Source organism: Algoriphagus sp., from assembly GCF_039969895.1.
Lineage (GTDB): Bacteria > Bacteroidota > Bacteroidia > Cytophagales > Cyclobacteriaceae > Algoriphagus.
The window spans coordinates 1-22,847 of record NZ_JBDVMZ010000015.1; the positions used below are offsets into that span (position 1 = coordinate 1).

20 protein-coding genes are annotated in these 22,847 nt (G+C 42.5%); 6 read left to right on the top strand and 14 right to left on the bottom strand.

Annotation, left to right across the window (positions count from 1 at the left end; genetic code table 11):
* A partial coding sequence (locus ABJH64_RS13650) for a DUF3347 domain-containing protein (RefSeq protein WP_348358199.1) occupies window positions 1-503 on the top strand: 503 nt, incomplete at its 5' end.
* A 382-nt stretch (window positions 504-885) separates the two neighbouring features.
* Here the strand turns inward: ABJH64_RS13650 and ABJH64_RS13655 are convergent.
* The 5 genes from ABJH64_RS13655 to ABJH64_RS13675 all read right to left on the bottom strand — a co-directional run bounded on the left by ABJH64_RS13655 (window position 886) and on the right by ABJH64_RS13675 (window position 6,507).
* Window positions 886-1,218 carry a four-helix bundle copper-binding protein gene (locus ABJH64_RS13655; protein WP_348276923.1) on the bottom strand — a complete coding sequence of 111 codons (333 nt, stop codon included), beginning with the start codon at window positions 1,216-1,218 and terminating at the stop codon, window positions 886-888.
* Between the two features lie 188 nt (window positions 1,219-1,406).
* Complete coding sequence (locus ABJH64_RS13660; RefSeq protein ID WP_348276924.1) at window positions 1,407-1,976, bottom strand: AraC family transcriptional regulator; 570 nt, start codon at window positions 1,974-1,976, stop codon at window positions 1,407-1,409.
* Between the two features lie 862 nt (window positions 1,977-2,838).
* Window positions 2,839-4,830 carry a conjugal transfer protein MobC gene (gene mobC / locus ABJH64_RS13665; protein ID WP_348299538.1) on the bottom strand — a complete coding sequence of 664 codons (1,992 nt, stop codon included), beginning with the start codon at window positions 4,828-4,830 and terminating at the stop codon, window positions 2,839-2,841.
* 19 nt (window positions 4,831-4,849) lie between these two features.
* Complete coding sequence (locus tag ABJH64_RS13670) at window positions 4,850-6,136, bottom strand: relaxase/mobilization nuclease domain-containing protein (RefSeq protein ID WP_348276200.1); 1,287 nt, start codon at window positions 6,134-6,136, stop codon at window positions 4,850-4,852.
* Window positions 6,121-6,507, bottom strand: coding sequence for a hypothetical protein (locus ABJH64_RS13675; RefSeq protein WP_233758004.1), 387 nt, complete (start codon window positions 6,505-6,507; stop codon window positions 6,121-6,123). Before ABJH64_RS13675 ends, ABJH64_RS13670 begins: the two co-directional genes overlap by 16 nt.
* Window positions 6,508-6,826: 319 nt before the next feature.
* Between ABJH64_RS13675 and ABJH64_RS13680 the strand changes: the two genes are divergently transcribed.
* Window positions 6,827-7,009, top strand: a complete 183-nt coding sequence (locus ABJH64_RS13680; RefSeq protein ID WP_348276199.1) for a hypothetical protein — start codon at window positions 6,827-6,829, stop codon at window positions 7,007-7,009.
* 265 nt (window positions 7,010-7,274) lie between these two features.
* On the opposite strand, the gene ABJH64_RS13685 is transcribed toward ABJH64_RS13680, so the two are convergent.
* Together ABJH64_RS13685 and ABJH64_RS13690 are read right to left on the bottom strand one after the other, a co-directional pair.
* Entirely contained in the window at window positions 7,275-7,955 is a 681-nt protein-coding gene (locus ABJH64_RS13685) for a hypothetical protein (RefSeq protein WP_348276198.1), read from the bottom strand.
* The gene (locus tag ABJH64_RS13690; protein WP_348276197.1) at window positions 7,945-9,861 is read right to left on the bottom strand and encodes a hypothetical protein; all 1,917 of its coding nucleotides are present in this window, start codon (window positions 9,859-9,861) and stop codon (window positions 7,945-7,947) included. The genes ABJH64_RS13685 and ABJH64_RS13690 overlap by 11 nt, the downstream gene beginning before the upstream one ends.
* A 301-nt stretch (window positions 9,862-10,162) precedes the next feature.
* Between ABJH64_RS13690 and ABJH64_RS13695 the strand changes: the two genes are divergently transcribed.
* Complete coding sequence (locus ABJH64_RS13695; protein ID WP_348276196.1) at window positions 10,163-10,444, top strand: hypothetical protein; 282 nt, start codon at window positions 10,163-10,165, stop codon at window positions 10,442-10,444.
* Between the two features lie 25 nt (window positions 10,445-10,469).
* Complete coding sequence (locus tag ABJH64_RS13700) at window positions 10,470-10,727, top strand: hypothetical protein (RefSeq protein WP_348276195.1); 258 nt, start codon at window positions 10,470-10,472, stop codon at window positions 10,725-10,727.
* 115 nt (window positions 10,728-10,842) lie between these two features.
* Here the strand turns inward: ABJH64_RS13700 and ABJH64_RS13705 are convergent, their stop codons facing one another.
* From ABJH64_RS13705 to ABJH64_RS13720, 4 genes are all read right to left on the bottom strand, one after another.
* Window positions 10,843-11,259, bottom strand: coding sequence for a hypothetical protein (locus ABJH64_RS13705; protein WP_348276194.1), 417 nt, complete (start codon window positions 11,257-11,259; stop codon window positions 10,843-10,845).
* A gap of 11 nt (window positions 11,260-11,270) precedes the next feature.
* Window positions 11,271-12,107 carry an RteC domain-containing protein gene (locus ABJH64_RS13710; protein ID WP_348298955.1) on the bottom strand — a complete coding sequence of 279 codons (837 nt, stop codon included), beginning with the start codon at window positions 12,105-12,107 and terminating at the stop codon, window positions 11,271-11,273.
* Window positions 12,108-12,191: 84 nt separating this feature from the next.
* The gene (locus ABJH64_RS13715; RefSeq protein WP_348276192.1) at window positions 12,192-13,040 is read right to left on the bottom strand and encodes an RteC domain-containing protein; all 849 of its coding nucleotides are present in this window, start codon (window positions 13,038-13,040) and stop codon (window positions 12,192-12,194) included.
* 22 nt (window positions 13,041-13,062) lie between these two features.
* Window positions 13,063-14,616 carry a terpene synthase family protein gene (locus tag ABJH64_RS13720; RefSeq protein ID WP_348276191.1) on the bottom strand — a complete coding sequence of 518 codons (1,554 nt, stop codon included), beginning with the start codon at window positions 14,614-14,616 and terminating at the stop codon, window positions 13,063-13,065.
* Between the two features lie 295 nt (window positions 14,617-14,911).
* On the opposite strand from ABJH64_RS13720, the gene ABJH64_RS13725 reads away from it, so the two are divergent.
* Window positions 14,912-15,364 (top strand): MauE/DoxX family redox-associated membrane protein, encoded by a 453-nt coding sequence (locus ABJH64_RS13725; RefSeq protein ID WP_348276190.1) that lies wholly within the window; start codon window positions 14,912-14,914, stop codon window positions 15,362-15,364.
* A 335-nt stretch (window positions 15,365-15,699) separates the two neighbouring features.
* Window positions 15,700-15,963 (top strand): DUF6520 family protein, encoded by a 264-nt coding sequence (locus tag ABJH64_RS13730; protein ID WP_348276189.1) that lies wholly within the window; start codon window positions 15,700-15,702, stop codon window positions 15,961-15,963.
* 49 nt (window positions 15,964-16,012) lie between these two features.
* On the opposite strand, the gene ABJH64_RS13735 is transcribed toward ABJH64_RS13730, so the two are convergent.
* The 3 genes from ABJH64_RS13735 to ABJH64_RS13745 are packed head-to-tail and all read right to left on the bottom strand — an operon-like array spanning window position 16,013 to window position 22,274.
* Window positions 16,013-17,326 carry a RagB/SusD family nutrient uptake outer membrane protein gene (locus ABJH64_RS13735; RefSeq protein WP_348276188.1) on the bottom strand — a complete coding sequence of 438 codons (1,314 nt, stop codon included), beginning with the start codon at window positions 17,324-17,326 and terminating at the stop codon, window positions 16,013-16,015.
* A 21-nt stretch (window positions 17,327-17,347) separates the two neighbouring features.
* Window positions 17,348-20,554 carry a SusC/RagA family TonB-linked outer membrane protein gene (locus ABJH64_RS13740; RefSeq protein WP_348298957.1) on the bottom strand — a complete coding sequence of 1,069 codons (3,207 nt, stop codon included), beginning with the start codon at window positions 20,552-20,554 and terminating at the stop codon, window positions 17,348-17,350.
* A complete protein-coding gene (locus ABJH64_RS13745) occupies window positions 20,544-22,274 on the bottom strand; it encodes a TlpA disulfide reductase family protein (protein WP_348298959.1) in 1,731 nt (576 codons plus the stop codon). The genes ABJH64_RS13740 and ABJH64_RS13745 overlap by 11 nt, the downstream gene beginning before the upstream one ends.
* Window positions 22,275-22,847: the final 573 nt, after the last annotated feature.

The window sequence follows — 22,847 nt, forward strand, 5'->3', positions numbered from 1 at the left end:
GCGGTATGGCAATGCCTGTTTCAAATACCTCAGCTACTGCAAGTCCCGAACTTATATCTCAAGATGCTAAAAATGAGTTGAAGCCTCTTTTTGATAGCTATTTTGAGTTAAAAGATGCCTTGACCAAAGATGAGTTAACAGTCTCTTTGACCTCTGCAAAGAAAATGCAATCGATCATTTCAAAAGTGGACATGAGCAAATTCAAAGGTGAATCCCATATGAGTTGGATGAAATATGAAGACAACCTTAAAACCCATCTTGATAAGTTTGTTGAGCAAAAATCACTTGAAGAGGTGAGAAAATCCTTCCTTAATATTTCTGATGAAATGGTAGCGATGGCAGAGAAATTCCATCCCTACCCTTCCAAAATTTATGTTCAACATTGTCCTATGGCAGATAGTAATAGGGGCGCAGATTGGTTAAGTCTCCAGAATAAAGTAGTCAACCCATATTTCGGCTCTTCCATGCTTAGCTGTGGGGAAGTCACTAATACAATCGAATAAATACACAACCCAATATTTGAGTCTTTTTTTTAAGATTTAAAACACCATTATAATGCCGCCCCCAAAGCCAAATTTGCTATCGTAATTGACGGATACTACGGTGTGCTTTAATAGGATATAAAAAGTGATGATTTGATATTGCATTCATCTTTAAGGCCATAATCAAAAGCCCTCCAATGTGCCATCTTTGTGTATCGGTATTTATTATGTGTTGTCCATGCTTTGAAAATCCTGAAAACAAAGCATGACCACTATGTATAAAAGTATTGGTGTTTAATAGAGTTTCTGGTTTTTCATTAGGTCTTGTAACAAAACAACCGACACCAGATGAATAGTTTTAATCCGTGGCCGGTTGTCTTTGAAGCATTCGTTTTAAAGTCTGTTAGCCTTGAACTCCTGAAAAACTTCCGCATGCCTCAGCACATTCGCGACAGGCTTGGGCACATTGTTGGCAATGGTCTGTGTCGTGCTTGGCACATTCTTCGGCACATGCCCTACAGATCTCTTGACACTCCCTTATCAGGTGTTCGGCATGTTGGGAATGGGAGGCAACAAAACTAGCAGTTGTGTAACAGATCTTGGCGCAATCCCTGTCAAGCCGGATACATTGTACCATCATTTTTATGTCCTGTTCGTCCAGACAGGCATCCGCACACATTTCGCATGCAGCTGCACATTCCGCTAATTTTTGAATCAATTCTTTGTTGTGAGCCATGGTAAATTAATTTTTATGGTTGTGAATATTTTATGATAGCCGATTTCAGACTATGGTTTATTAAACGACTCCTAAGGAGGAAGAGTGGTATGAAATATTGATTTTAAATTATATAATATTGATCCAATGAGTTTTTTTTGAGATCGGAAAAGGCAGGCAAAAAGATCAGCCTAATGCATCAGTCGCATCTATAATTTATCCCAAGACCTTCTTTTCATATTACCTTTTTTATATTCTGTCACTGATTGTCCCGTCACTTTTTTAAACTGGAAGGATAAATAATGAACATTATTATATCTTAGCTTTAAGGCAATCTGGCTTAAAGTAAGTTCATTATACTCGAGCAGTTCCTTTACCCGCTCAATCTTCAGATGGATTAAGTATTTTTCTATGGTTTTGTTCGTGTATTTTGAAAAATGTCTGCTTATTGAGCAGTAGTTTTTACCCGTTTTTGTACTCATGTACAATGAAAGCGATTCATATTCTTTATTGTTCTCTATATGGATCAAATAGGATATTAAATTGATTCTGATCTTTTCGAGAAGCATATCATTTTCATCTTCTAGAAGTTCAAAACCCTGCTTTTCCAAAATTTCTGATATGCTGCTAATTTGAATTTCAGAAGGAAAGCACCTAATGCGGGCCTGTCCCATTTCGACCTGCAGAACTTCTGCACCCAAAACCGTAAGTTCGTCCCTTACCACTTTTATGCATCGTGGACAAACCATATTCTTGATGTGGAGATTCAATTCTTCCATGATTGTGGGATGATATTTATAGCGAGATGAACCGCTGTTTTATTCACTTAGATTTAAATTTTATAAAAGGTTCCGAAGAAGGAAGTACCCACTACTTTATTCTTGCTAGGGGTAGACACAAAACATAATGCTGAACTATGAACGATAGGTTTTGAAGCAGTTTTCCCCAATTGTTTTTCAATAAAGCACCAACAATACAAAAATGTCATAAGCACTATCGAGAATAATTAATTGGTTATTGTTCATATATAAAGGTTTTGGACATCCCCCTCTGTTTAAAGATGTTTTTGGTTTTAGAGTATCGTCAAACCAGTCCATAATCAATGTACCTCACTACCGATTGATGTTCAGTTTCGTAAGGAGAAAAGGTAGAATGGAATTAGCCCGGAGTCCATCATTCCCTTGCTGATTCTATTGGGGAACCATGATCCATTTACTGCTCACTAATCAGTTTTCTTATTAAATAAAAGATAACATAGAATTATAGCATATCCCGTGAAAAAGTACCTGTTTTTGCTAAAAAAAATATCGAAACGATAAATTATGTCCCCTAAAAAGGTATTAGGCTTATCTTATCCTTGGAAAAATTTCTTAGCCCGTTACGTGCAGGAAATATACCAGGCGGAATTCAATAGAACATGGGAGTATTAATGCCACAGATATGGTAGAAATCGCCACATAGTGTCCTTGGACTCAGGTACCATAATCGCTTAATTATGTTCCTCTTCTGTTTTGTATTATACTGGTTATATAATTAGATAGGCCTCATAAATTAAATCATTTAAGATCTATTTACAGTATTGATTTACATCACGAAAAATTCCGAAAGCTATACAAATAAACAAATTAGTTTAACTACAATTTAATCTCCTTTCCTAACCACCAAATGCTTTTGCCCCGGATCGTTCACCAATCTATCCATTTCAGAAAGGATAATATCCCTGATATCCTGCTTGATCTGTAGGTAGTTTCGCTGCATGATACTATTGTCCAGCTTTCGGATTTCAGGAATAGGCACATAGTTTTCCTGCTCCTTTTTCAGGGCATTATGTTCATTGATAATTTCCGAATGAAATGCTTTCAGAGTTATTTTACAGTCAGGGTTATCGGCTACCATCCCGACAAATTCACCTGATGAAAGTGAGGATATCTTGGATGGAGGTACGGCTGATTCTAGCTGTTTTGATTTGCTGATCGAGGTGTCAGCACTGTTGATGGAAAGACTCTGTCTGTCCTGCATGATCTTCCCAATCCTATCCGATAATTGCTTTGCTGAGTCCCCGTTTACCTGTCCGGAAACAATGTTCCCAACTATTCCCATTATTACATCGGCTAGCTCCCGCCCATAGTCTTTCCGCAGCTGGCTGAGATCCTGAATACCCAAAGTGGTTGCCACTTTATTACTCCTAGCGGTAGCAATCAAACTGTCCATCCCATTCAAATAAATGGTCGGAAACTCATCGAATATCAGGCTGCTTTTCAGCTTTCCTTTCTGGTTTACCAGCTTCACCAGCCGATTCACATACAGAGAAAGTACTGCTCCATAAATCTGGATTTTCTGAGGATTGTTCCCCATGCAAACCAGCTTTGGTTCTTCAGGATTATTGATATCCAGTGTAAAATCATTGCCGGAAAGCACATAATACAACTGTGCTGAAGATAGCCTTGCCATCGATATTTTGGCAGAGGCAATCTGGCCTTCCAGCTGCTCCATTACATCATTCAGATAAGCATTCACAAAGGGATTGATCAGCACATCAATATCCTTTTCAGTTCGCAATACCGTGAACATCTCATCGTAATCAGCCTGCATCAATTCAATGACATGGGGTAGCGTACAAAACTCACCATCGTTGTATTTTCGCAGAAACCAGATGATGGCAGTGAGGAAATTGATCGGCGATTCCACAAAAAAGTCTCCCTGCTTTTTGATCCATTCCCTGTTCAACCCCATCAATATAGTCCGTGCCGACTCTGCTGCATCGGTAATATCCAACATGGTTTCCGGTGCCAAAGGATTGCAGCGGTGACTTCGGGTGAGGTCATCAAAATTGATCACATAGAACTCGGGAACAACTTTATAAACAGCCTTATTTTTTAACCAGGTATTGTAAACAATGGATGACAGATCATCGAATTTGAAGTCATACACAAACATGGAAAAGCCTTTTTTGATATGCTGGGTAATCACATGGCGGATAACAAAATAGCTCTTCCCCGACCCCGGTGTCCCCAATACCATCAGGCCCCGAAAAGGATTGATGATATTGATCCAGCTGTCTCTGTTCTTTCCTTTAAGGTTATATTTCGCCGGCAGGTTTACCGAAAACTCATTCTCAATCAGCCGTTCTTCCTGCGGAAAAGTCTCATTTTCTGAGTTGAACACGTCGCTGCTCAGCTTGGCATGGATAATTCTGGACAGCTTTGTTCCTCCTGAAAGGATAAGCAAAAAACCTAACGAAGTTACCGTTATATAGGCAATTGAAATCCATTCCAACCGAACATTAAACTGAAGTACAAAATAGCTCGCAAAGTAAAACCCTAGCCCTAATCCGCCATATAAGAAAGCAGTTTTAGTGCTCATTTCCTCACTCTTTCTTCCCTTAATTCCCAGCAGGGAAATCCCCAGCATCGCCAATGCGATCAACTTCGAAGTATGAAAACCCAGAAATAGACCTGTATTTGAAATATTCTTCAGCACACTATCTGTCAGTTCAGATTTAAGACCCCAATCATTGAAGGTAGCATAGCAGAAAAAATAAAAATGCAGCCCCAAAACCCCGATCCCCATCAACCGGGTCATATCCAAAATCTTGCGTAACCCCTGTTCGTTTTCGCCTGTCTGCATGCCCATCTTCCCGTGATTTAAGTCCTTATTTTGTTACTTTTTTCTTCTTCTTCCGTCTCTTTTTCCGCCACTCAAAAGGCAGATAGCTATAGGTTTCATCCGGTGACACCACTGTTTCCAACAGCCCCCTTGAAGCATTTAATGCTTGTTTTGTTTGTCCAATCTCCTTCATTATTATTGATGTCTGACTCACTTGCTTATCCTCCAATTGACTGCGCGTCATTGTCAGTGATCCCGGTCTAACCCCACACTTTTCTGATTGAGTACCTATCCTATCCATCAATCCTTTGGCGCTATAGTTTTTACCCAATGCACTCCCATTGAATACACACTTGGTCCGGTGATCGACAAAAGTGATCCCATACAGCCTCCCCTCTTGGTTCTCTCTTTTTATGGTGACTATCCCCTGCTTTTCCAGACTTTTTATCACCTCATCAAGACTCCTTCCAGGCATCTTCATCAGCGTTAAATCAATGGCAGAACGGATGGTTTTAAGTTGTTTTTTACGCTCCAATTCATTCGTTTGAAAGCGAGATTCTATGGAATTCAGCGTTGCTTTAAAATAAAAGCTACTTGCTTTGATCGGCACCCCGACCTTGTTTCCCTGATCATCCAACACCCGATAAACCAATCCCCTGTTTTTGAAAACCCGTGACTCTTCTCTTCCCCTATCGGCCACTATCCGGTATTGGTTAAGTACAGCGTTCAGCTCAGGCAGGGAAGTGAATTTGTAGTTTTTGAGCACATGCTGAAGCACATTTCCTATAGCCCGTTTGGTTTCTGATTTACCATAATCCAGTCTGGAAATGGCAACTGGTTTGGCGATAAAAAGTCCCTGTTTTTGGGACTCGGCAGGTACCAACCCAAACTGTTTCTCGATGGCTTTTCGGGTCGGTTCGGACCTGAGTTTGCCAATATTATGTAAAGGAATCCGCCTTCCGTCAAGCTCAATATTCGTCGTCACAATATGCAGGTGCGGGTGCCCTGCATCGGTATGTTTATAGACCAGGTAAGGCTGGTTTTCAAAGCCGATCCCACGCATATATTCATTGACTATCTTTTGTAATTTCTCTTTTTCAAAGTCCTCTCCGGGTGCAAAATTCAATGAGATATGAACTGCATTTACTGACGTTCTGGAGTTAAGACTTGCCAATTTGAGCAAGTATTTCAACCGTAAATCAGTAGCCTGTTCCGCATTTTTCATGGGATAATTCTGGGCTAAAATTAATTCAGCCACGCTCTCATTCACCTTATTTTCATTGTAGTGAAATGGCCGTCTTAGGGAAGTACTGGTCTTTATGATTGCAACCATTTCTCTGCGGTTTGATCAATAAATCTGTTCACTTCCTTCAATGCTACTTGGATATTTTGCTCCAATTTCTCAAGCTGGAAACGGTTAGAATCTTTTTCATTTTCAGTCGCCGTATTCATCTTTTTTGCCAACTGGTTGTAATTGGTGGCAAGGCCATGGAGATCACGTTTCAGTGCAGTCAACTCCTTTAAAAGTTCCTGCATACCGGTATCCCGATACCTGCCAATCACCAGCTTTTTTAGCAATATCCTTCTGGAATATTCACTCAGATTATCATGCACTGTCTCTTCACAATTTGCTTTTAACTTCAGCAATTCCCGGTCAGTCAATCGGATATGCAGCCATTTGTCTCTCTTGTTTTCTTCCTTCATCGCAGTTCATTTTCACAGTTCAACAGCTTTTCAAACTCAAACCCCACGACTCCGGAGTAAGGGGTTTCAAGATCCGGTTGTGATACAACCGTACATCTTGCCGATTTCGGAGGTCACAGGAAATCCAGATAGCTTTTAGAATGATTCTGATACATTGAGAAAATCATCTTTGGCATTACAATTCTTCCCATCGGGTGATACAAGTATAAAAAGTGATGGAATCATTTACCTATCCTGATCAATTTCTAAATAGGCTCAAATCATTGGATCAGAGTAGTTTTAGCCATGAAATTATTCTAAATCTAAAATCAATGAAGCTATGGCTAATGCATCACTTGAAACAATCTACGATACACTCCTTGCCGTACCCGGAATGCACGACACGGTAAAGATTGATCTGAAAATTCCCCGCAAAACCGTTCTACTTTTAACAGAAGTTATTACAAGAGATATGAAGCTTCATCAGGCCTTGGGCGACAAAGACCGAAAGGCAAAGGAATAAAAAGCACAGCGCAGCAAGCGGCTTTATGCCGAAAGCTTACGGTCGCCCAGAGCCCAGAGGACTAACTTGGTGAGGAATTCAGGGGTAAAAAATCATATCCTTCTAATCAGCCTTTCAATTAAAATAGCTACCGCTCAAGAACCTGTTTAATTAAACAGCTCTGGATTTCTATATGTATCATAAATAGATAATAAAGGGAGTAGGTATTCTCATCCAAGCCCCACCACGGCCCCTAAGGCTTTAAAAAAATAAATCCTCTTCAAATTTATTCAATTACTTGAAATGAGAAGACTGGTTTAGCCCAATCTATACTATCTGGTAAATCAAATGTTGTAGTTGTGTTATTAGTAAGTAAATTTATATTGATATCAATTCCACGATTTACTATAAAATAAGTCGGGCCAACACCAGCTATGATTTTTTCATAGCCGGAAGGTGGATTTATGAGTTCTGCGTTACTTAAACTAAGTCCTGTACTAAATATAAAATTATATATTCCAGGTTCCAAAAGAATAATATTACTTGAAAGTTTATATTCTGTTCCATTGAAAGATAGAAATATTTTATTTCCCGATTGACTGAATGGGCTGATTTCACCTATTTTATTAATTATTTTAAATTTATCATTTGCACCTGGTTGATCTACAAGTGTTTTTGATTTGTCTTTTAGTTCTCTGATTCCTAAAAAAGCGTCAAAATCATAATTCTCAAAAAGATACTGAACATTATTCCCGCGGTCAAAGATTATTTTTGGGAAAAGAATATCAATTTTGAGCGTGTCTCCAACTTTATAATCTTCTTTAGTAGGAGTTATTTCAATAGGCAAACTAAATTCCTTACTTAGATACAAGGTTTCATTATGAGTGCAGGAAAATGAAGCTAAAATTAATGGAAAAAGGAGCTGGGTAATTAGCCCAGCCCTTATTTTATTCTTGTTAGTAGCCATAGCCTTGTACCAATTGGGTTACTTGAGTAGATTGTAGATTATTCTGTCTTGCCAAAAGATCTGTTTTGAATTGTCCTACAGTGAGCACATTACTACTTAGGCTTTGGAAGATCATTGCTGGGGTATATGCATTTACGTTATCTACAATCGCAGTGCTTGATGGTTCGCTTGTATCAGTGAGATCATAATATAGCCCTCTTGGAATCCAATAGTTTGAAATAGATGTATTGGAAGGTTTTTGGTTTTCAAGATTTAACACCATCGAATTAGATAGTGATAAGGCCGCTCCACCCGAAAAACTACCATAATACATACTTCCATAAAGCCCGCCTATATAAGCACCCCAGGCTTCTGCTACAGCTATTCGTCCGCTACCGCTAGTGTTTTTATTTCCATACCCTCCATTAGTTACTATATAGTATATGTAATCTGTCCAGTAAGAATTCCCTACTAAAGTATTATGCGTAGCATGCCCCATTTCATGATAGATGGTTTCTACTATTTGCGATGTGGATTGTGTTGTGCCACTGCTATTACCGTATCGTAATGTAATGTCAGGTAGTAGATTTTGCAAAATTTGTTTGGCTACCACTCCAATTGGACCTGATACGCCGGCGAGGTAAAAATCTAATCCACTTGAGATAATGGAAGTAGTGAATAAAGTACGTAGCATAGGAGCTGATGCGTTTTGTGTAATTCTAGATGACACCCATATATTAAGCGCATCTGCGGAATAATTAATTCCCAACTGTCCGTTTTTGTATACAGCGTCTCTAGTTGTATTCCATGTATGGCCTGCTACCCATTGAGTAGCTGCATTACTATTTGGATTGGAATTGTAAGGAAATGTGTATGATACGTTTTGCAATTGAGAAGTACTAAATTCGCCTATAGTTTTCTTTACAGGAATTGCAAACTGCCAGAATTTCCATACATTATTAATGCCTCTAATCTTTTTTGAGCCATCTGTAAAATGAACTGATACTATTGCTTTTTTTCGATAGTTGACGGAAATCGAGTATTGCCCGTTAAAGCTTGTTAATGCTCTCCGAAGTTTAAACCATCTTCTTGTTTTGATTAAAACACCCTTCAACGGTACATCCACATTAATTGAATTATCTTTGACTTTAATTGTGCCAGCAACTGTATTGGTTGAATATATTCTTGCTTTCTCTTCGGTAGGATCGAGAATTTCATCCTTATTTCCAGACAGTTCCATCATTACATTATAAAGGTCTAATCGATCAATTCCCATCTCGTCTAGATTTTTTGTTGCTTCCAATGTATTATTAATCAATGTTTTCTTGGCCGCGGGACAATCGGCTTCAATATCTGTTGGATCTACACAACCAGGATATGTTGGATCCCATGGGTCAGCATCTTGAATATCCCCATCATCTTCATTGTATAAATAAATATCAGAAATTACATCATATGGAACATTAACAGTTATTGGATATTGGTAGGGCACCAATGTGTAAAAAGGGGTGATTCCATCTTGGCCAACTCCAGAGTCATGATAGTAATCACCTACATATTGTACGTCCACATCTAGAGGGTAATCCCACAGATCATAGTTTGTAAGGTCTAGTGCCGTAAGCTGATCGTAATTTTGAGGCCTGAATTTCACATAACGGTGCGTTGGGGTCAAACTTGTTGAACAGTTTGAACAATTAATTCGGCGGTTTTCTTTTTGATACTTGTTTTCTAGGAAGTCCAGTGCGGACCTCACATTCTCAATTGTAAATGGGTTTTCTTTTTTTTCTCCTAAGACCATTAGACTTTCGGGATCTCCTTGTCCTGTTATTTCTTCTTCCGTGGTTAGGAGCGACGGAGAGTCCTCAATCGTGCAAGCACTAATTAGGAGAAACGTCAAAATAAAAGAGTAATTTCTAAGTGATTTCATAAAAATTTGTTTGAGGGTTTTAAATAATATGATGGAAATTAAAAAGAAAATTTAAATCTACTATTCTTTTATTTTTTTTCTGAAAAAATATTCTTAAGCTGCCCAAATCATTGATTATTGGTCTTTTATTAAGCTTTGGAAAAATCGCTGATCCATTACATAATCCCAGTCGGTAGGTGATACAAGTATAAAACGTGAAGGGATCATTTACCTATCCTGATCAATTTCTAAATAGGCTCAAATCATTGGATCAGAGTAGCTTTAGCCATGAAATTATTCTAACTCTAAAATCAATGAAGCTATGGCTAATGCATCACTTGAAACAATCTACGATACACTCCTTGCCGTACCCGGAATGCACGACACGGTAAAGATTGATCTTAAAATTCCCCGCAAAACCGTTCTACTTTTAACAGAAGTAATTACAAGAGGTATGGAACAAAATCCAGAATCAGGAAATCCTGCAATCCGGATTTCCAAAGAGTCAGAAGAAGAACTGAAAACCATTATCTCAGATAGTCTGGAAAAAGCCGGATTGACTATACTAAGTTCCAAACTCAAGGGTTTAAAAAATCACGGGTGATATTAGCGACGAAACCAATCAACTCATGGAACGGAAAAAAACAGAAAAGCCAAATTGGGAGGAAAGAACAGACCCTGATGCAAATCCTTTAACCTCCTTCGGCCGGGACGATGTTTTTACAGATGAGCTCATCAAAGGCATTTGTGAAAAAAATGAGACAGTATCTCTCGCATCTGATGAAAACACTAATAATTCAGCCCTTCAGAAGAGGACTATGAAACCGGACGGAAATGCTACTATCAAAAAGAAACAGAGTACCAGAAAAAAACGTGGTATTCGTTGAACCAATATCATCATCTGTCAGAAATTAAAACAGCGGTTTTTTTTTGATAGCAGAGTCAATTTATTCTAGGTTAAAGCTCTAAAAAATTCAGACAGCCTAAATAGAATTCTTGTGATCAAATCTGCCTTATCCCAAAGAACTCATGGACGCAAGGGAGTGAATTTTTTGGGATGGGGCAGATTTTCTTTCTGCCAAAGCCCTGTTCCGCAGGAACAAGGAAGTGGGCTGTGGGTTCTGACTCAATTCTTTCAGTCTGTTTATCCCTGTCATTCTTCCCTTTACCAATATCCTTGACCAACACATACCAAAAAATTAAAATCAACATCCCCAGAATCATCATTGGAATACTCACAAGCATTAGGAATCCTTCAAAAGTCGATATCAAGACTGCTTTGCTATACCTGGAGAAATGCTGCAAGCCTCCAGGTCCTCTCCGATAAAACCTCCTACGATTCACCCATACCCGCAGCGCAAAGCCTCCTGCCAAAAGACAAATACCTACCGCTACTATAAATGCATCTTGCCAAAACATAGCTTATCCTTTTAAAATCCTATATCCGTATCGTCCATGCGCTTCACTAGACTTTCTTTAAGGCTATCGAGGTAAATGGTCCTGTTCTTCTTTCTGCCCCGCATACTCTGAAAGGTGCGGTAAAAGTTTCCTACCTGCACGTTGAACAGGGATTCCATCAAGGTGATGATTGCCTTCACATCACTTTTCCCATGATTTACTGCTCCCCTGGAATGTAGCGCATAGGCCAATTCGATCAGGCCGGATTTTGAATCGGTCCATTCATGCCCGGAAACTTCACTCCCTCCGGCATCACTCCCCATTTCCAGCTTATGGATGATTTTGCGGATATGATCGGTCAAATTTTCATAAGCCATGATCTTGGCCAGCTTGCTGCTGTTGACGGTGGAAAAGGTGGGGTCAAAATCAAAGGAATAGTCACGGATCAGTGACACAGGCATGGAATTCCTCATAAACAGGTTCTCATCCTGATCGCTTTTCCCAAGTTGGTAATAAATGTAGAGCTGGTGATTCCTGACAAAGAACTCCTGGATCTGATCCAACACATGGGGGAAATAGCTTTTGATCTGCTCCTTTTTGCCAATTGGCTTTTTTGCCTCTATGTAGGTCAGCTCGGAATAGAAAATGAGTTCCTTAAAGAGCAGGGGCTTGTATTCCTTAAAAAAAAGAATCTCTTCTTCCTTATCACGAAATTTATAGCGCGCCATAAATCCCTTCAACCGGATCAAAATCGCATTGATCACCTGACAACATCGCTCCGCTTTTTGTATCTCATTTGAAGTCTCTTTCACCACTTCTTTCAGCGATAACTCCATCTCCTCAAAAAGCCTTTCTACAAATGCTTTCATATCCTCCTTGTTTATTTCCAAAACACTGAATGCCTCTCAACTCATTCAGCGTCATTTTTTATTCTAATTCATTTTAATGAGCTATCATCCTTTTGATTCAAAACTGTCCATATAAGCCTCAAGGCTTTCTTTGCACCGGTCAAGAAATACTGTCCTGTTTTTCTTTCGGGACTTGATTTCAAGGAAAGTCCTGTAATACCCCTGCAGTTCTACACCAAAAACCTCCGACATAATGGTTACCAATTCTACAACACTGGCATTTCCGTAATCAACAACATTGGACACTTTTATGGCATAGACCAATTCCACCAGGTCTGCCTTGTTTCCCGTCCAATTCAATGATGGATTTTTATCCTCCCCAATCGAAGCTTGAGTATCATTTAGAACCAACAATTGATCATGGATATAAGCAGCCAGCGAAAGAGTCCCCATGATCCTGGCACAATAGACTGTATAGACCGTACAGTATCTGGTGTCCAAGGTGTGCCAGAATAAATTGGGTTTATATACAGGAGCCTGGGCACTTCTTAAGAAAAACACCCGATCCTGATTCTCTTTTTTCATCAATAGGTAATTATACAGGTTCTGGTTGTTTTGCAGGAATTCCTTTACGCTTAGCAACTCCCTTTCGTAGAATTTTCTGATTTCATTTTCGGGTCCGGCAGGTTTGATAGATTCCATATTGAACAGTTCGGAGAAATACACCGATTCCCTAAGAAGGTATGTCATTCGGGATTTGAAGAATTCTATTTCCTCTTCTTCAGACACAAATTCATAGTGGTCCATAAAAAGCTTGATTTCATCCATCGCCCTATCCACCAGATGGAAAGCAGATTCAAACTGGATGAGTTTGTTTTCACCGTCCAGTTTCAGAACACCCAGCTCGTTTTTTAATCTGGTGATGATCCGGTCAGAAAATTTAAGGATATCCATAGTTTAAAAATTTATTCACGAATTAATTCTTTTTATACCTGGGAGAAATCGACAGAGACCAATGGACTGATCCTGCACTCTTGTATTTTATCTGCTTGAGGTACTTCAGTATACCGCTGTTTTCAGGCTTATATTCCTCCCTCCATTTTCTCTCCAGCACCATAAATTCTTCCAGAGTCTCCGCATGCAGATTCAGAACCTCCTGCTGGGCCATTGTGAAATCAAGCCGCTTGTGATGCATATGCAACGCCACCGCATTCATAAAATCACCCCGATCAGCTTCCTTTTGGTAGGATATCAAGTCATTGGACAGGTAGATCAGCTTGGCTGCCAGCCCACGTAGATCGGCTGTTTTCCTCCAGTCTGAACAATCATTTGTGAATTTCTCACCCGATTCAAACGCACAGAGTGCCAAGGCTAGATTCCCTCCTGAAAAAGCCGGTCGGATAATCTGGTATTCTTCCCAAGTAGGTAACGACTCCTTATCTTTAAATTCCGCTTCAATTTTATTCTTTTGCATATAATTCAGAACCTCGGAAAATATCAGTCGCTTCAGTTCTTTATGGCCTGAAACCAGCGAATCGAATTCTGTGACCAGATCGCTAAAAGCATTAAGGAAAACTGCAATACGATCAGGATTCAATCCCAATGATTTACCCCCCATGATGTTTTCAACCCCAGATAGTAGGTAATCCCAAAAACCTGCTTTCTGCCCGACATGCAAATCATCTGTCATATCATCCAGATAAAACAGCCACAGGTAGAGCTTGGAAATCCAAACCCCTCTTTCAATATCAATTTCCGGATACAGGCAGGAGGACAGGTAACTGAATTTTTGTTCTTTGTAATAGGTGATCTCATCGTTGTTCCTAAGGATTGAATGGAAGTGAAAAGCCCAGGAGAGAGTTTGCTCCTCGATTTCAGCTGCATCAGTGTGGACATAGGCAGGAAATGGATAGTGTAGCAATTTTCCAAGTTTTCCACTTTTATCAGCAGGTTTTTTACCAATGGACTCTTTCTTAATACGTGCTGCTGTAGCGTAGCTTACCCCCAGCAGGCTCGCCTTTTCTTTGTTGGTCAGATTATACTTGAACTTGGGGAACTTCTCTTCAATCACCCCGAGTTTGTCCCGGTAGTTCATCTGGGTAAATGCATGCCATTGTACATCAGCGTGCCGGACTTTTGCTATCTGGGATTTTGAAAAATCTGTGAACTCAGGTATTTCTTTCAGCAATAGCGCCTCATTGGGATAAGATAGGCTTATATAAACAGATTCTCCCAAAGACCTAAAGCGATATTTACTGGGCATCTGTGTCTGATAGGATTCAAAATCCATAAAAACATCACCCGGAAAGTAAAGTCTGGATAAGTTACCCATATAGTACATCCCGATCATTCCTTCCACCAGAAACCTGGATTCGGTTTCCACAGTACCGGCATGACGGATGGTAGCTTTCCGTTTACCATTCCGTATTTCCAGAAATTCTCCTACTTTTTCAAAAGCACTATCACTCACTTTACCTTCCAGTCCGAAAAGTTTCTTTAAAAACGTTGGGTCCAAATCATACCGATTCATGATGACATCTGTTTAGATTACATTGTACTTCCGATTACAAAACTCCTTGCCAGAGCCTACACTTAAATTGCCTTTACAGTTGAAGAGCCAACTGTTGAACTTGCTTAGTTCTTTTGTTTACTTAAAAAAACAGTAATCCAGTTTAAAATCTCAACTCCTAAAAACCAAGGAATCAACTGCTTTATTTTTCCAATATCCCTGAAATTGTATAATTGATACACTTTTTATGTTTATCACCCAACTTGTGAATTCCGGATTTTTATAATCCCCAACTTTCCATTGAACATACATCTGAATGGAAAAACAAGAAAAAATAGCTGTACCCAGTTTACTGTTGGCCCTCTTATGGACCTATACAGGCCTGGACAAACTGCTCCGCTGGGAGGCGAGTCGGAAGGCGTTCCATAACCAGACCTTTCCTGCGGAGGTGGCAGAAGTATTGGCCTATGCAGTGCCTATTGTAGAATTGCTGATTACCCTGCTCCTGCTCTTTTCGGTCAGCAGATGGTGGGGATACCTCTCAAGTATCCTCCTCCTCACCGTCTTCACCACCTATGTGGGATTGATCTGGGTGGGAGCTTTTCCCAGGGTGCCGTGCAACTGCGCAGGGATACTGGAAAGCCTGGGATGGGCGGAGCACTTTATGTTAAATCTGCTGATGCTCGCAATGGGCATCTATGGTTTACACCAAAACCAAATGAAAAAGCCCAAGGAATTTACCTCAGGCTTTCAGGGCGTGAAGTTTTAATCAGAATAGAAGCATACGGCCTCTATAGATCAAATTTAATGAATCAACTCGATAATGTATTGCAAACAAAAAAAATCCAGTAAAAAAACGGGGCAGGAAAAGGCATTATCCCACCCCAAAAAATAGCTAAATAAGAATCAAATCAATAACCGCATCACCTGTCTCCAAACCTGGAAGTGGAGACTCCAGAGTACACTGGGTGGTGTAATAGGGAAAAAGCCGAAAACCCTTTAACAGAGTAGGCATTTTAACCACTTCCGGTAGCAGCATGTAGCTCAATCCGGAAACCCTAAACGTTTTCCCTGTTTTTGATTTGTTAAAAAACAGGATACTATATGAAAAAGCTCGAGGGCAAGTTGCCCCTATTAGCGTTTGTAGTAGCTGCCTTCGCGGCAGTTGCTTTTACAGGTCCGAAAGAGGAAGATCCCATGTATGCAAGAATAGTTGACAATCAGAACAATGTCACCTGGCTTCATGTAAACGATCCTCAAAATCCAGTCGACTATGATTGTGATAGCGGGTCAGAATTCTGTCTTTACAGCGAACCAAACGACAGTGCTCCAATTGGTACTGCCAACAAGGAATTTGTCCTAAACTAAGCTGTCTTATTCAGGGCAGGAGGTTTCTTCCTGCCCTGAATTTTTATTGTCAGTAAAAGCTTAATTCCCTTGCGGGAATAGGCAGTATATACTGTTCTGAGTTCGGTTCCAATAGGTATTCCTGGCCATCGTAGCTTCTTTTTAATGTTTCTTGAAAGTGCTCCTCCGCATTTAGTCTCCTTAGATCCGTCCACCTCAATCCCCGAAACGGAAGTTCTTTTCTCCGTTCCAGAAGCACTGTTTCCAACGCCTGGGTTTCTTCCGTAAAGTCCACAGGAATAAAATCAGCGTCATAACGCTTAACCAACAACTCATTCAATACCTGTCCAGCCTGATCCAGCTCACCGAAGCGTATGAGGCATTCCGCATAGATAAGATAAACTTCGTTAGCAGCCAATCCGGTGAAATGTGTTATTCCTCCTGTATAACTTCCCCTAAAATTCACATACCCGGCAGGACGGATGGTATAGAAAAGTGATTTACGCAAATCAGTTGAGTCATAAAATGAATATAGGGTTGAATCTACCTGAAACCCTGACTGGGACCTGAAACTAGTACCCGAACGGGCATACCAAAGTGTCTCTTTATTAAACTCTTCAAAAGGATAGGTAAGAGTGGGGTCATAGTCCTTATAATCCATCAACTCAAGCCCCAACCCTATAGCCTCTTTTGCTGCGATCAATGCTTTGTCATAGGCTCTCCAGCTCAGATACACCCGAGCCTTTAGTGCTTTTATCGCCCTCATTGATGGCTGGGTCAAGAATTCTGAATCCTCTGCAAGTAGTCCATCCGCCTCTTCCAGATCTTTGTCGATGAGCATTTTTATTTCTTCTGTTCCAGCTAACTCAGGGCTCAGCGTAATGGAGGTACTGTTTCTTATTGGGATCTGCGTATTTAATCCCCTGGATTCCAAATTGGGTCCAGCTAAGTAGAGGGAGTATAAATTATAGTAGGCGGCAGCCCTATAGAACAAGGCTGATCCTCTAATCTGTTTTCCAGCGCTACTATTCCTCTCTTCATTCTTTTCCCATGACTCCAAAACCAGGTTTGCCAACTGGATTTGGTTGTAGCTGTCTCTCCACTCAAAGATCATATCATCCAATTCAAAGGGATCTGCTTTCCATAGGTACAATCGTTGATGCCAAGGGTTAAACGAAAGATAACCTGCATCATCCGAGAAGTACTCGTCTGCCAGCATGATGTTCATGCCGCTGTTAAAATTCAGTGTGCCATAATCCAACATGGCCTGCAATGACTCCAATGAGCCTGGTGTATCGATGGCTTTTGTTGGCTTTTCGTCCAGAAAACCTGTGCAGGACAGTAGCATGTAGCTTAAAGCAAGTATGTAGCTCGTATTTTTCATTGTATAATGGTTTTACTTGAATTAGAAATTGACCCTCAGTCCCAAAGCAGCGCTCCGAACGGGTTTTTGCGTCTGAAAATCCGGATCCTGGGTATCGGAAGTAGCTTTCCACAGCAATCCTATATTGTTTATATAAGTGAACACTTCAAGACTTTGAACCGGAAGTGTCGGATGATCCCGCTTGCTCCAGGTACGCCCTGCCCTGATATCCTGTAAGCGGATATGGTCACCTTTCTCTACATGCACCGCCGCTCTTCCATAAAAGTTCTGCCGCTGCGTATCCAGTCTGTCCAATTCGGACGGTACATGGGTGGATTGCTCGTCACCGGGCTGCTGCCAGCGTTTGCTGTAATCAGAGTGGGTTATTTCCCCTCTGGCCAATGCCGAATAACTTACGGTGGCCCGCTTGTAATAGTATCCCATCCGATAGGAGATATTAAAGGAAAGATTCCAGCCTTTCCAGTCCAGAGTATTTCGGATTGATCCAAACAGCGTAGGTCTGGCGGAGCCTTCCAGGGTCATGGACTCTGGCGTGACAGCGCTTAAAATTGCAGAATAGTCATCCGATAATTCCCCATCCAGATAGCCCAAGGGATTGCCATTGACAGGATCCAGACCTCCCCAAGGAAGTGAGTAAATGGCATGGAGAGGATTCCCTTCCACAGGTATGAGACTGGAAGCCCCACTCGTAAACATCTGTGCAACAGATCTACTGCCATCAAATGCTATCACCTTGTCTTTCCAGCCACTCATGAGCCATTGGGTACTCCATCGTAATGCTCTATCTATATTGACTGTATTCAAGGTCAGGTCAAACCCTCGAGTCAAGGTACTTGCAAAATTCCCGCGATACTGGTAGATGCCATTCGAACCCGGCACTTGGGTTTCTCCTATCAGATCCTCCCCCTGCTTGGAATAAAATTCCAGAGTACCTCCTACACGTCCCGACTTCATCTCAAAATCCATTGCTAAATTCACTATCCTGATCTTCTCCCATCTCAGATTTGGATTGGGGGGATTGGTGACGTAGGCATTTCTCAGCCCACTGATGTAGTCATGGTATGTAGTGTACTGTATGGTCGTAAAGGCACTAAGGGATTTATCCACATTGCCATTGTAGCCATAGCTCATTCTGACTTTGAGAAAAGGCATCCAGTCCATACCGTAGAAACCTTCCTCGCTTATTATCCAGCCCAAACCCGCACTCCAGAGCGGAACTCCCCGCTGATTGGTCTCCACCCCAAATATGTTGGACATGTCCTTTCTGGCACTTACTGTAGCCAGATATTTCCCCTGATAGGTATATCCTGCATTTCCGAAATACGAAAGATACCGATCTGTAACACCCGAGTGGGAAGCTCCGGAGGAGATAGCCTGTCTATTGCCGGGATTATAATATTGCGGAAACCGGGTGATAAAATCCACCGGAACACTAAGTCCCAATACATCATCGTAGCCATAGAAGCTTGTCCTGTCGGACAGGCTGTTCAGATCCCGGATTTCCCAGCCTCCCAGCGCAGTCACTTGATGCGCATTGCGGGTAAGGGAATAATTGAGACTGGCTCTCAGGTTGTGGCTTTGTGAATTGGAGTGAACATTGGTAAAGCGCCCTCCTCTTGGAACAGGGTATGAAAGACTTCCATCTTCGGAAACCTGCGTGAAGCTATTGATCATGTTTCTCATGACCCAGAGTTCCTCTGTCTCAATATTCCGGGTCTCTGTATTATTCTGCCAGTATTGGTACTGCACCTGGGCATTCAACCCGGGAAAAAGGGTATACTTGAGCCCGGCATTTGCCCTGATATCCATAGACACCGTCCGGTTGTTATTCTTACCTATTTCTTCCAGAGGGTAAGAACGCCACTCCAACAGGCCATCATCCTCAATTTCATCCAAATAACGAGAACTAAGGTTTGCCAGAATTGGCAGTGCATTTCCCTGCCCATCGGCAAGCATTTCATATGGATCCAGTGTGGGTACTCCTGTATCAGAGAAATTAACCGATCTGGTAAGGTAGAGCCCTGTAGAAACTTCGAGTTTGTCCTGCATCAGCTTCCAGTTCTGTCCTGCATTCAAGGTGATTCTGTCATCCTGTGCCCCCACTTGACTGCTCAGGTTGTGGTCATAGCCACCTGAAAAATTGAACAGATAGGAGTTTCCTCCCCCACTCACCTGAAAAGCATATTGCTGGCGAACAGCCGGACGATAGTAGTATTTCTCCAGATCCCTTCTACTATCCTGTGTGGCATACTGGCTTAGCAGCGCATCTGCTTCCTGCTGGGTAATCCTGCCTTCATTTGCTGCCAACAGCGCCTCTACAGCAAAAGGTACCGGTGAGTGGGCCGAAGAATTGATCCTGGAATTGTAATAGCCCGACTCGAACAGCTTCCGCTCCTGCGCGATAAAGTCCCCCATTTCCATCTGCGGCTGATAGAAAAGATCCGGCTTTTCCAGCACCGTCAGATTGGACTGGAAGGAAACCTGGATCGGCCTGTTGTACTGCCCGGACTTGGTGGTGATCACGATTACGCCATTTCCCGCCTGGGCTCCCCAGATAGAGGCGGCCGCAGCATCTTTCAGAACGGTGATTGATTCCACATCGTTGGGATTGATGTTGTCAATACTGCCTTCATAGGGCAGATTGTCTATCACAATCAGCGGTTGGGTATTGCCAAAAAGCGTGCTCCTTCCACGGATACTGATCGGCTCATTGGTTCCTACGTTCCGGTTGAAAATCACCCCCGAAGAGACGTCTTCCATCCTCTCCAGAATATTGCTGCTCACCCTGCGGTCTATCAACTCATTGTCCAAATGGACAAATGAACCCGTCGCCCGCTCCTTGGGGATTTCCTGATATCCTGTGGAGACCACCTCTACTTCCCCCAGTGCCAGTTCATCGGTCTGCAGGGAAAGTACTAAGGCATCCTGCATGGGAAGCTTAACCTCTTGGGTAAGTGTCTGAAACCCGATAAAGCTGACCGTCAACTCATACTCTCCATCGGGAAGGGAAAAAGCAAACCGTCCATCTTTATCAGAAACCGCAGAACGGCCGATGGACTTGATCAGCACCAGTGCCCCTGCCAAGGGGGCTTGGGTATCTGCCTCTAGGATCTGTCCTCTTAATCCTTCTGCATTATCCTGAGCGAAACCAGTCTTAACCTGTAACAGGAGTACTACCAAGAGCAGTATCCAACGCCCCTGTATCTTTTGGTAAACTTTATTTTGCATAGCTGTGTGGTTTGGTTTGCGATGTTGAAATGGTATTCGATGCTTCCGTGTTGGAGGCTTGGGCTTCCCCACTCAGATAGAGATGGATCAGTTCACTCCACTTTTCCTTTGATTTGGGGAAACCTCCCGACTGCAGGATTCTTCCTTCCCGGTCAAGGAGTACCTGTGCAGGAAAAGAGCGGATGTGGTTTTGCCTGAGCGTGGGATGCTCCGTTCCCCCGGAATAGAGATTGATACTCTGCTCTGTGGTGTATCTCCCGCTTTCTACACTCTTTTCCCACAGCTCCCGGTTACTGTCTCCTGCCACGGTCACAAAGAGGACATCGGGATGATCTTCAAACTCCTCCATAATGGGTAAAAAGGTTTCTTTGGCAAAACTCAGGCAGGCACCGCAGCCGCTCAGCCAGAAGTCCAGAAATACCAGCTTGCCTTTCCACTCCTGCGGGTAGATGGTATCGCCTTTCTGGTCTGTAAAGCCATAGTCAGAGAATGGTCTTCCCTGTAGATTGGAGTGCTGCAACGCATCCAGATGGACCGCTATCCATGGAGTCCGGGTGCTTTCCAATGCGGAGGCTAGCAGGGAATCCGCAGCTGGCAATTGCTTGTATTCGCGGATAAGGTAAAGTGCATCTGTCTGCTCCCTCAAGGCAGGTGGAAGAGCTTCGCTCAGGTGGAAAAATGAAATCGGCAGCAGGGATTCCAACAAGCTATTTTCCAAATACAGGGATTCAGCCAGTTCCTGCGGTACAAAGCCAGCAGGGTGGTCTCCCATTACGGCGGGTACATCCAGTCCGTGTTGCATGACCAGTTGCCCCCAGTTTTCGCCACTGGGACGGCAGGTTCTGACAAACTGAATGGCAGACTTATGTAATACCCCTGTCCAGTAGGTTTTTAGCCAGTGGTATAAATCTGGAGTCAGTCTATCCTTATAGCGGTTCAATTCTGCAAAGACCGGATGAGACGCGGCGGCGGAAAACAAATATTCTGCCCGCTCCATTCGCTGGGTTTCTGTTTCCAGCCACTCCATCCTGCGGCTCCACGCAGGGACATAACTGGTCAGCACTTCTTCATATTCAGCTTTCTTTCCCGGTGTATCAAGCATCAGCTCTGCATCGGAGATCAGCATCACGGGATTACGGCCTGCACTCTCCGCCATGGCTACATCTTTCAGCTGACGCTGTAGCCGAACCTGTGGAGCCGAAGGCCCTGATAGATGAAGCTGTGCTTTTTTTGGGTTCCAGTGGACAATCAGAGAATCCCCCGGCTGTACCCAAATATTCTGCAACAGGGGAATATTGCCATCGTCCAGATTAAACCGTGCAAACTTCTCCTGCAGCGGGATTCTTATCAGAAAGGTCTGTTTACCAGCCGTGCCTGAATAGAAGTCCCCGGGCTGAAGAGACACACTATCCTTCTGAACCTCCATCAACTGATAGTAGGCATCCAGTTCCCTTTGGATCAGCTCATAGCGCAACTCCGTAGAATTACCCGAGCTTGGCATTATCTCGCCCTTTAGGGTAAAGAAACCTGCGGTAACAGGATCTTCTAAAGTATCGTAGCGGGTCTCCCCGCCCCGATGGGTGTCTCCTTGTTCAGTGGAGACTTGGGGCTGCGACCTATGAAGAAAATCCGCCCCGGGTGAATCAGCAACTTGTGCTGTGAGTGTGCTTCGGATCAGGCATAGCGATGCCAGGAAGCATGTGAATAGATGTTTTTTCATGCTTTTGATGTTTTGATGCTGGGTGTCGGATGACCGATGTCCGGTGTTGGAAGACCGAAGACGGGAGACCGAAGACCGAAGTGAGTCAGTGCTCCTTCTGGAATTCCGAGTCATTTCGAACGGAGCCTGCGGAGAGAGAAATCTCTAGCTTCTTGATTCTTGACTCTTGGCTCTTGGCTCTAACCTCTTGGCTTTTGGTTCTAGCTTCTTGGCTCTACCCTCTTGCTACTTGATACCTGCTACCCTCCTGAGGCGGGCAGGCTTGATACTTCCCACAAGACATAGTTTTTCCACCTTAGCCTACATGGCCAACCACTTGTGGTGAGCCCGTCGAACCAGCAATAAATAAATAATAAGAAATGTATCAGCGCTACCGGCTATTCTAAGCTTGCTGACGTGAGTGTGTGGTAACCGATCTGCTCAGGGATGTGCACCTCCCCTTTCTCGGTCTTAAAAAGAAATCCTCAAATCGGATTCTTGGGCTTCAGGGGATACAGGCGATCTGATGCGATAATACCCTGCTCCTCTGGTAAGGAATAATAGGCAATAGGTAATGAGCAATGTGACCCAATG

Excerpts from the sequence above, each read along its gene's own strand:
- ABJH64_RS13655 (WP_348276923.1), bottom strand. The coding sequence starts at position 1,218 with ATGGCTCACAACAAAGAATTGATTCAAAAATTAGCGGAATGTGCAGCT.
- ABJH64_RS13660 (WP_348276924.1), bottom strand. The coding sequence starts at position 1,976 with ATGGAAGAATTGAATCTCCACATCAAGAATATGGTTTGTCCACGATGC.
- mobC (WP_348299538.1), bottom strand. The coding sequence starts at position 4,830 with ATGGGCATGCAGACAGGCGAAAACGAACAGGGGTTACGCAAGATTTTG.
- ABJH64_RS13670 (WP_348276200.1), bottom strand. The coding sequence starts at position 6,136 with ATGGTTGCAATCATAAAGACCAGTACTTCCCTAAGACGGCCATTTCAC.
- ABJH64_RS13675 (WP_233758004.1), bottom strand. The coding sequence starts at position 6,507 with ATGAAGGAAGAAAACAAGAGAGACAAATGGCTGCATATCCGATTGACT.
- ABJH64_RS13680 (WP_348276199.1), top strand. The coding sequence starts at position 6,827 with ATGGCTAATGCATCACTTGAAACAATCTACGATACACTCCTTGCCGTA.
- ABJH64_RS13685 (WP_348276198.1), bottom strand. The coding sequence starts at position 7,955 with ATGGCTACTAACAAGAATAAAATAAGGGCTGGGCTAATTACCCAGCTC.
- ABJH64_RS13690 (WP_348276197.1), bottom strand. The coding sequence starts at position 9,861 with ATGAAATCACTTAGAAATTACTCTTTTATTTTGACGTTTCTCCTAATT.
- ABJH64_RS13695 (WP_348276196.1), top strand. The coding sequence starts at position 10,163 with ATGGCTAATGCATCACTTGAAACAATCTACGATACACTCCTTGCCGTA.
- ABJH64_RS13700 (WP_348276195.1), top strand. The coding sequence starts at position 10,470 with ATGGAACGGAAAAAAACAGAAAAGCCAAATTGGGAGGAAAGAACAGAC.
- ABJH64_RS13705 (WP_348276194.1), bottom strand. The coding sequence starts at position 11,259 with ATGTTTTGGCAAGATGCATTTATAGTAGCGGTAGGTATTTGTCTTTTG.
- ABJH64_RS13710 (WP_348298955.1), bottom strand. The coding sequence starts at position 12,107 with ATGAAAGCATTTGTAGAAAGGCTTTTTGAGGAGATGGAGTTATCGCTG.
- ABJH64_RS13715 (WP_348276192.1), bottom strand. The coding sequence starts at position 13,040 with ATGGATATCCTTAAATTTTCTGACCGGATCATCACCAGATTAAAAAAC.
- ABJH64_RS13720 (WP_348276191.1), bottom strand. The coding sequence starts at position 14,616 with ATGAATCGGTATGATTTGGACCCAACGTTTTTAAAGAAACTTTTCGGA.
- ABJH64_RS13725 (WP_348276190.1), top strand. The coding sequence starts at position 14,912 with ATGGAAAAACAAGAAAAAATAGCTGTACCCAGTTTACTGTTGGCCCTC.
- ABJH64_RS13730 (WP_348276189.1), top strand. The coding sequence starts at position 15,700 with ATGAAAAAGCTCGAGGGCAAGTTGCCCCTATTAGCGTTTGTAGTAGCT.
- ABJH64_RS13735 (WP_348276188.1), bottom strand. The coding sequence starts at position 17,326 with ATGAAAAATACGAGCTACATACTTGCTTTAAGCTACATGCTACTGTCC.
- ABJH64_RS13740 (WP_348298957.1), bottom strand. The coding sequence starts at position 20,554 with ATGCAAAATAAAGTTTACCAAAAGATACAGGGGCGTTGGATACTGCTC.
- ABJH64_RS13745 (WP_348298959.1), bottom strand. The coding sequence starts at position 22,274 with ATGAAAAAACATCTATTCACATGCTTCCTGGCATCGCTATGCCTGATC.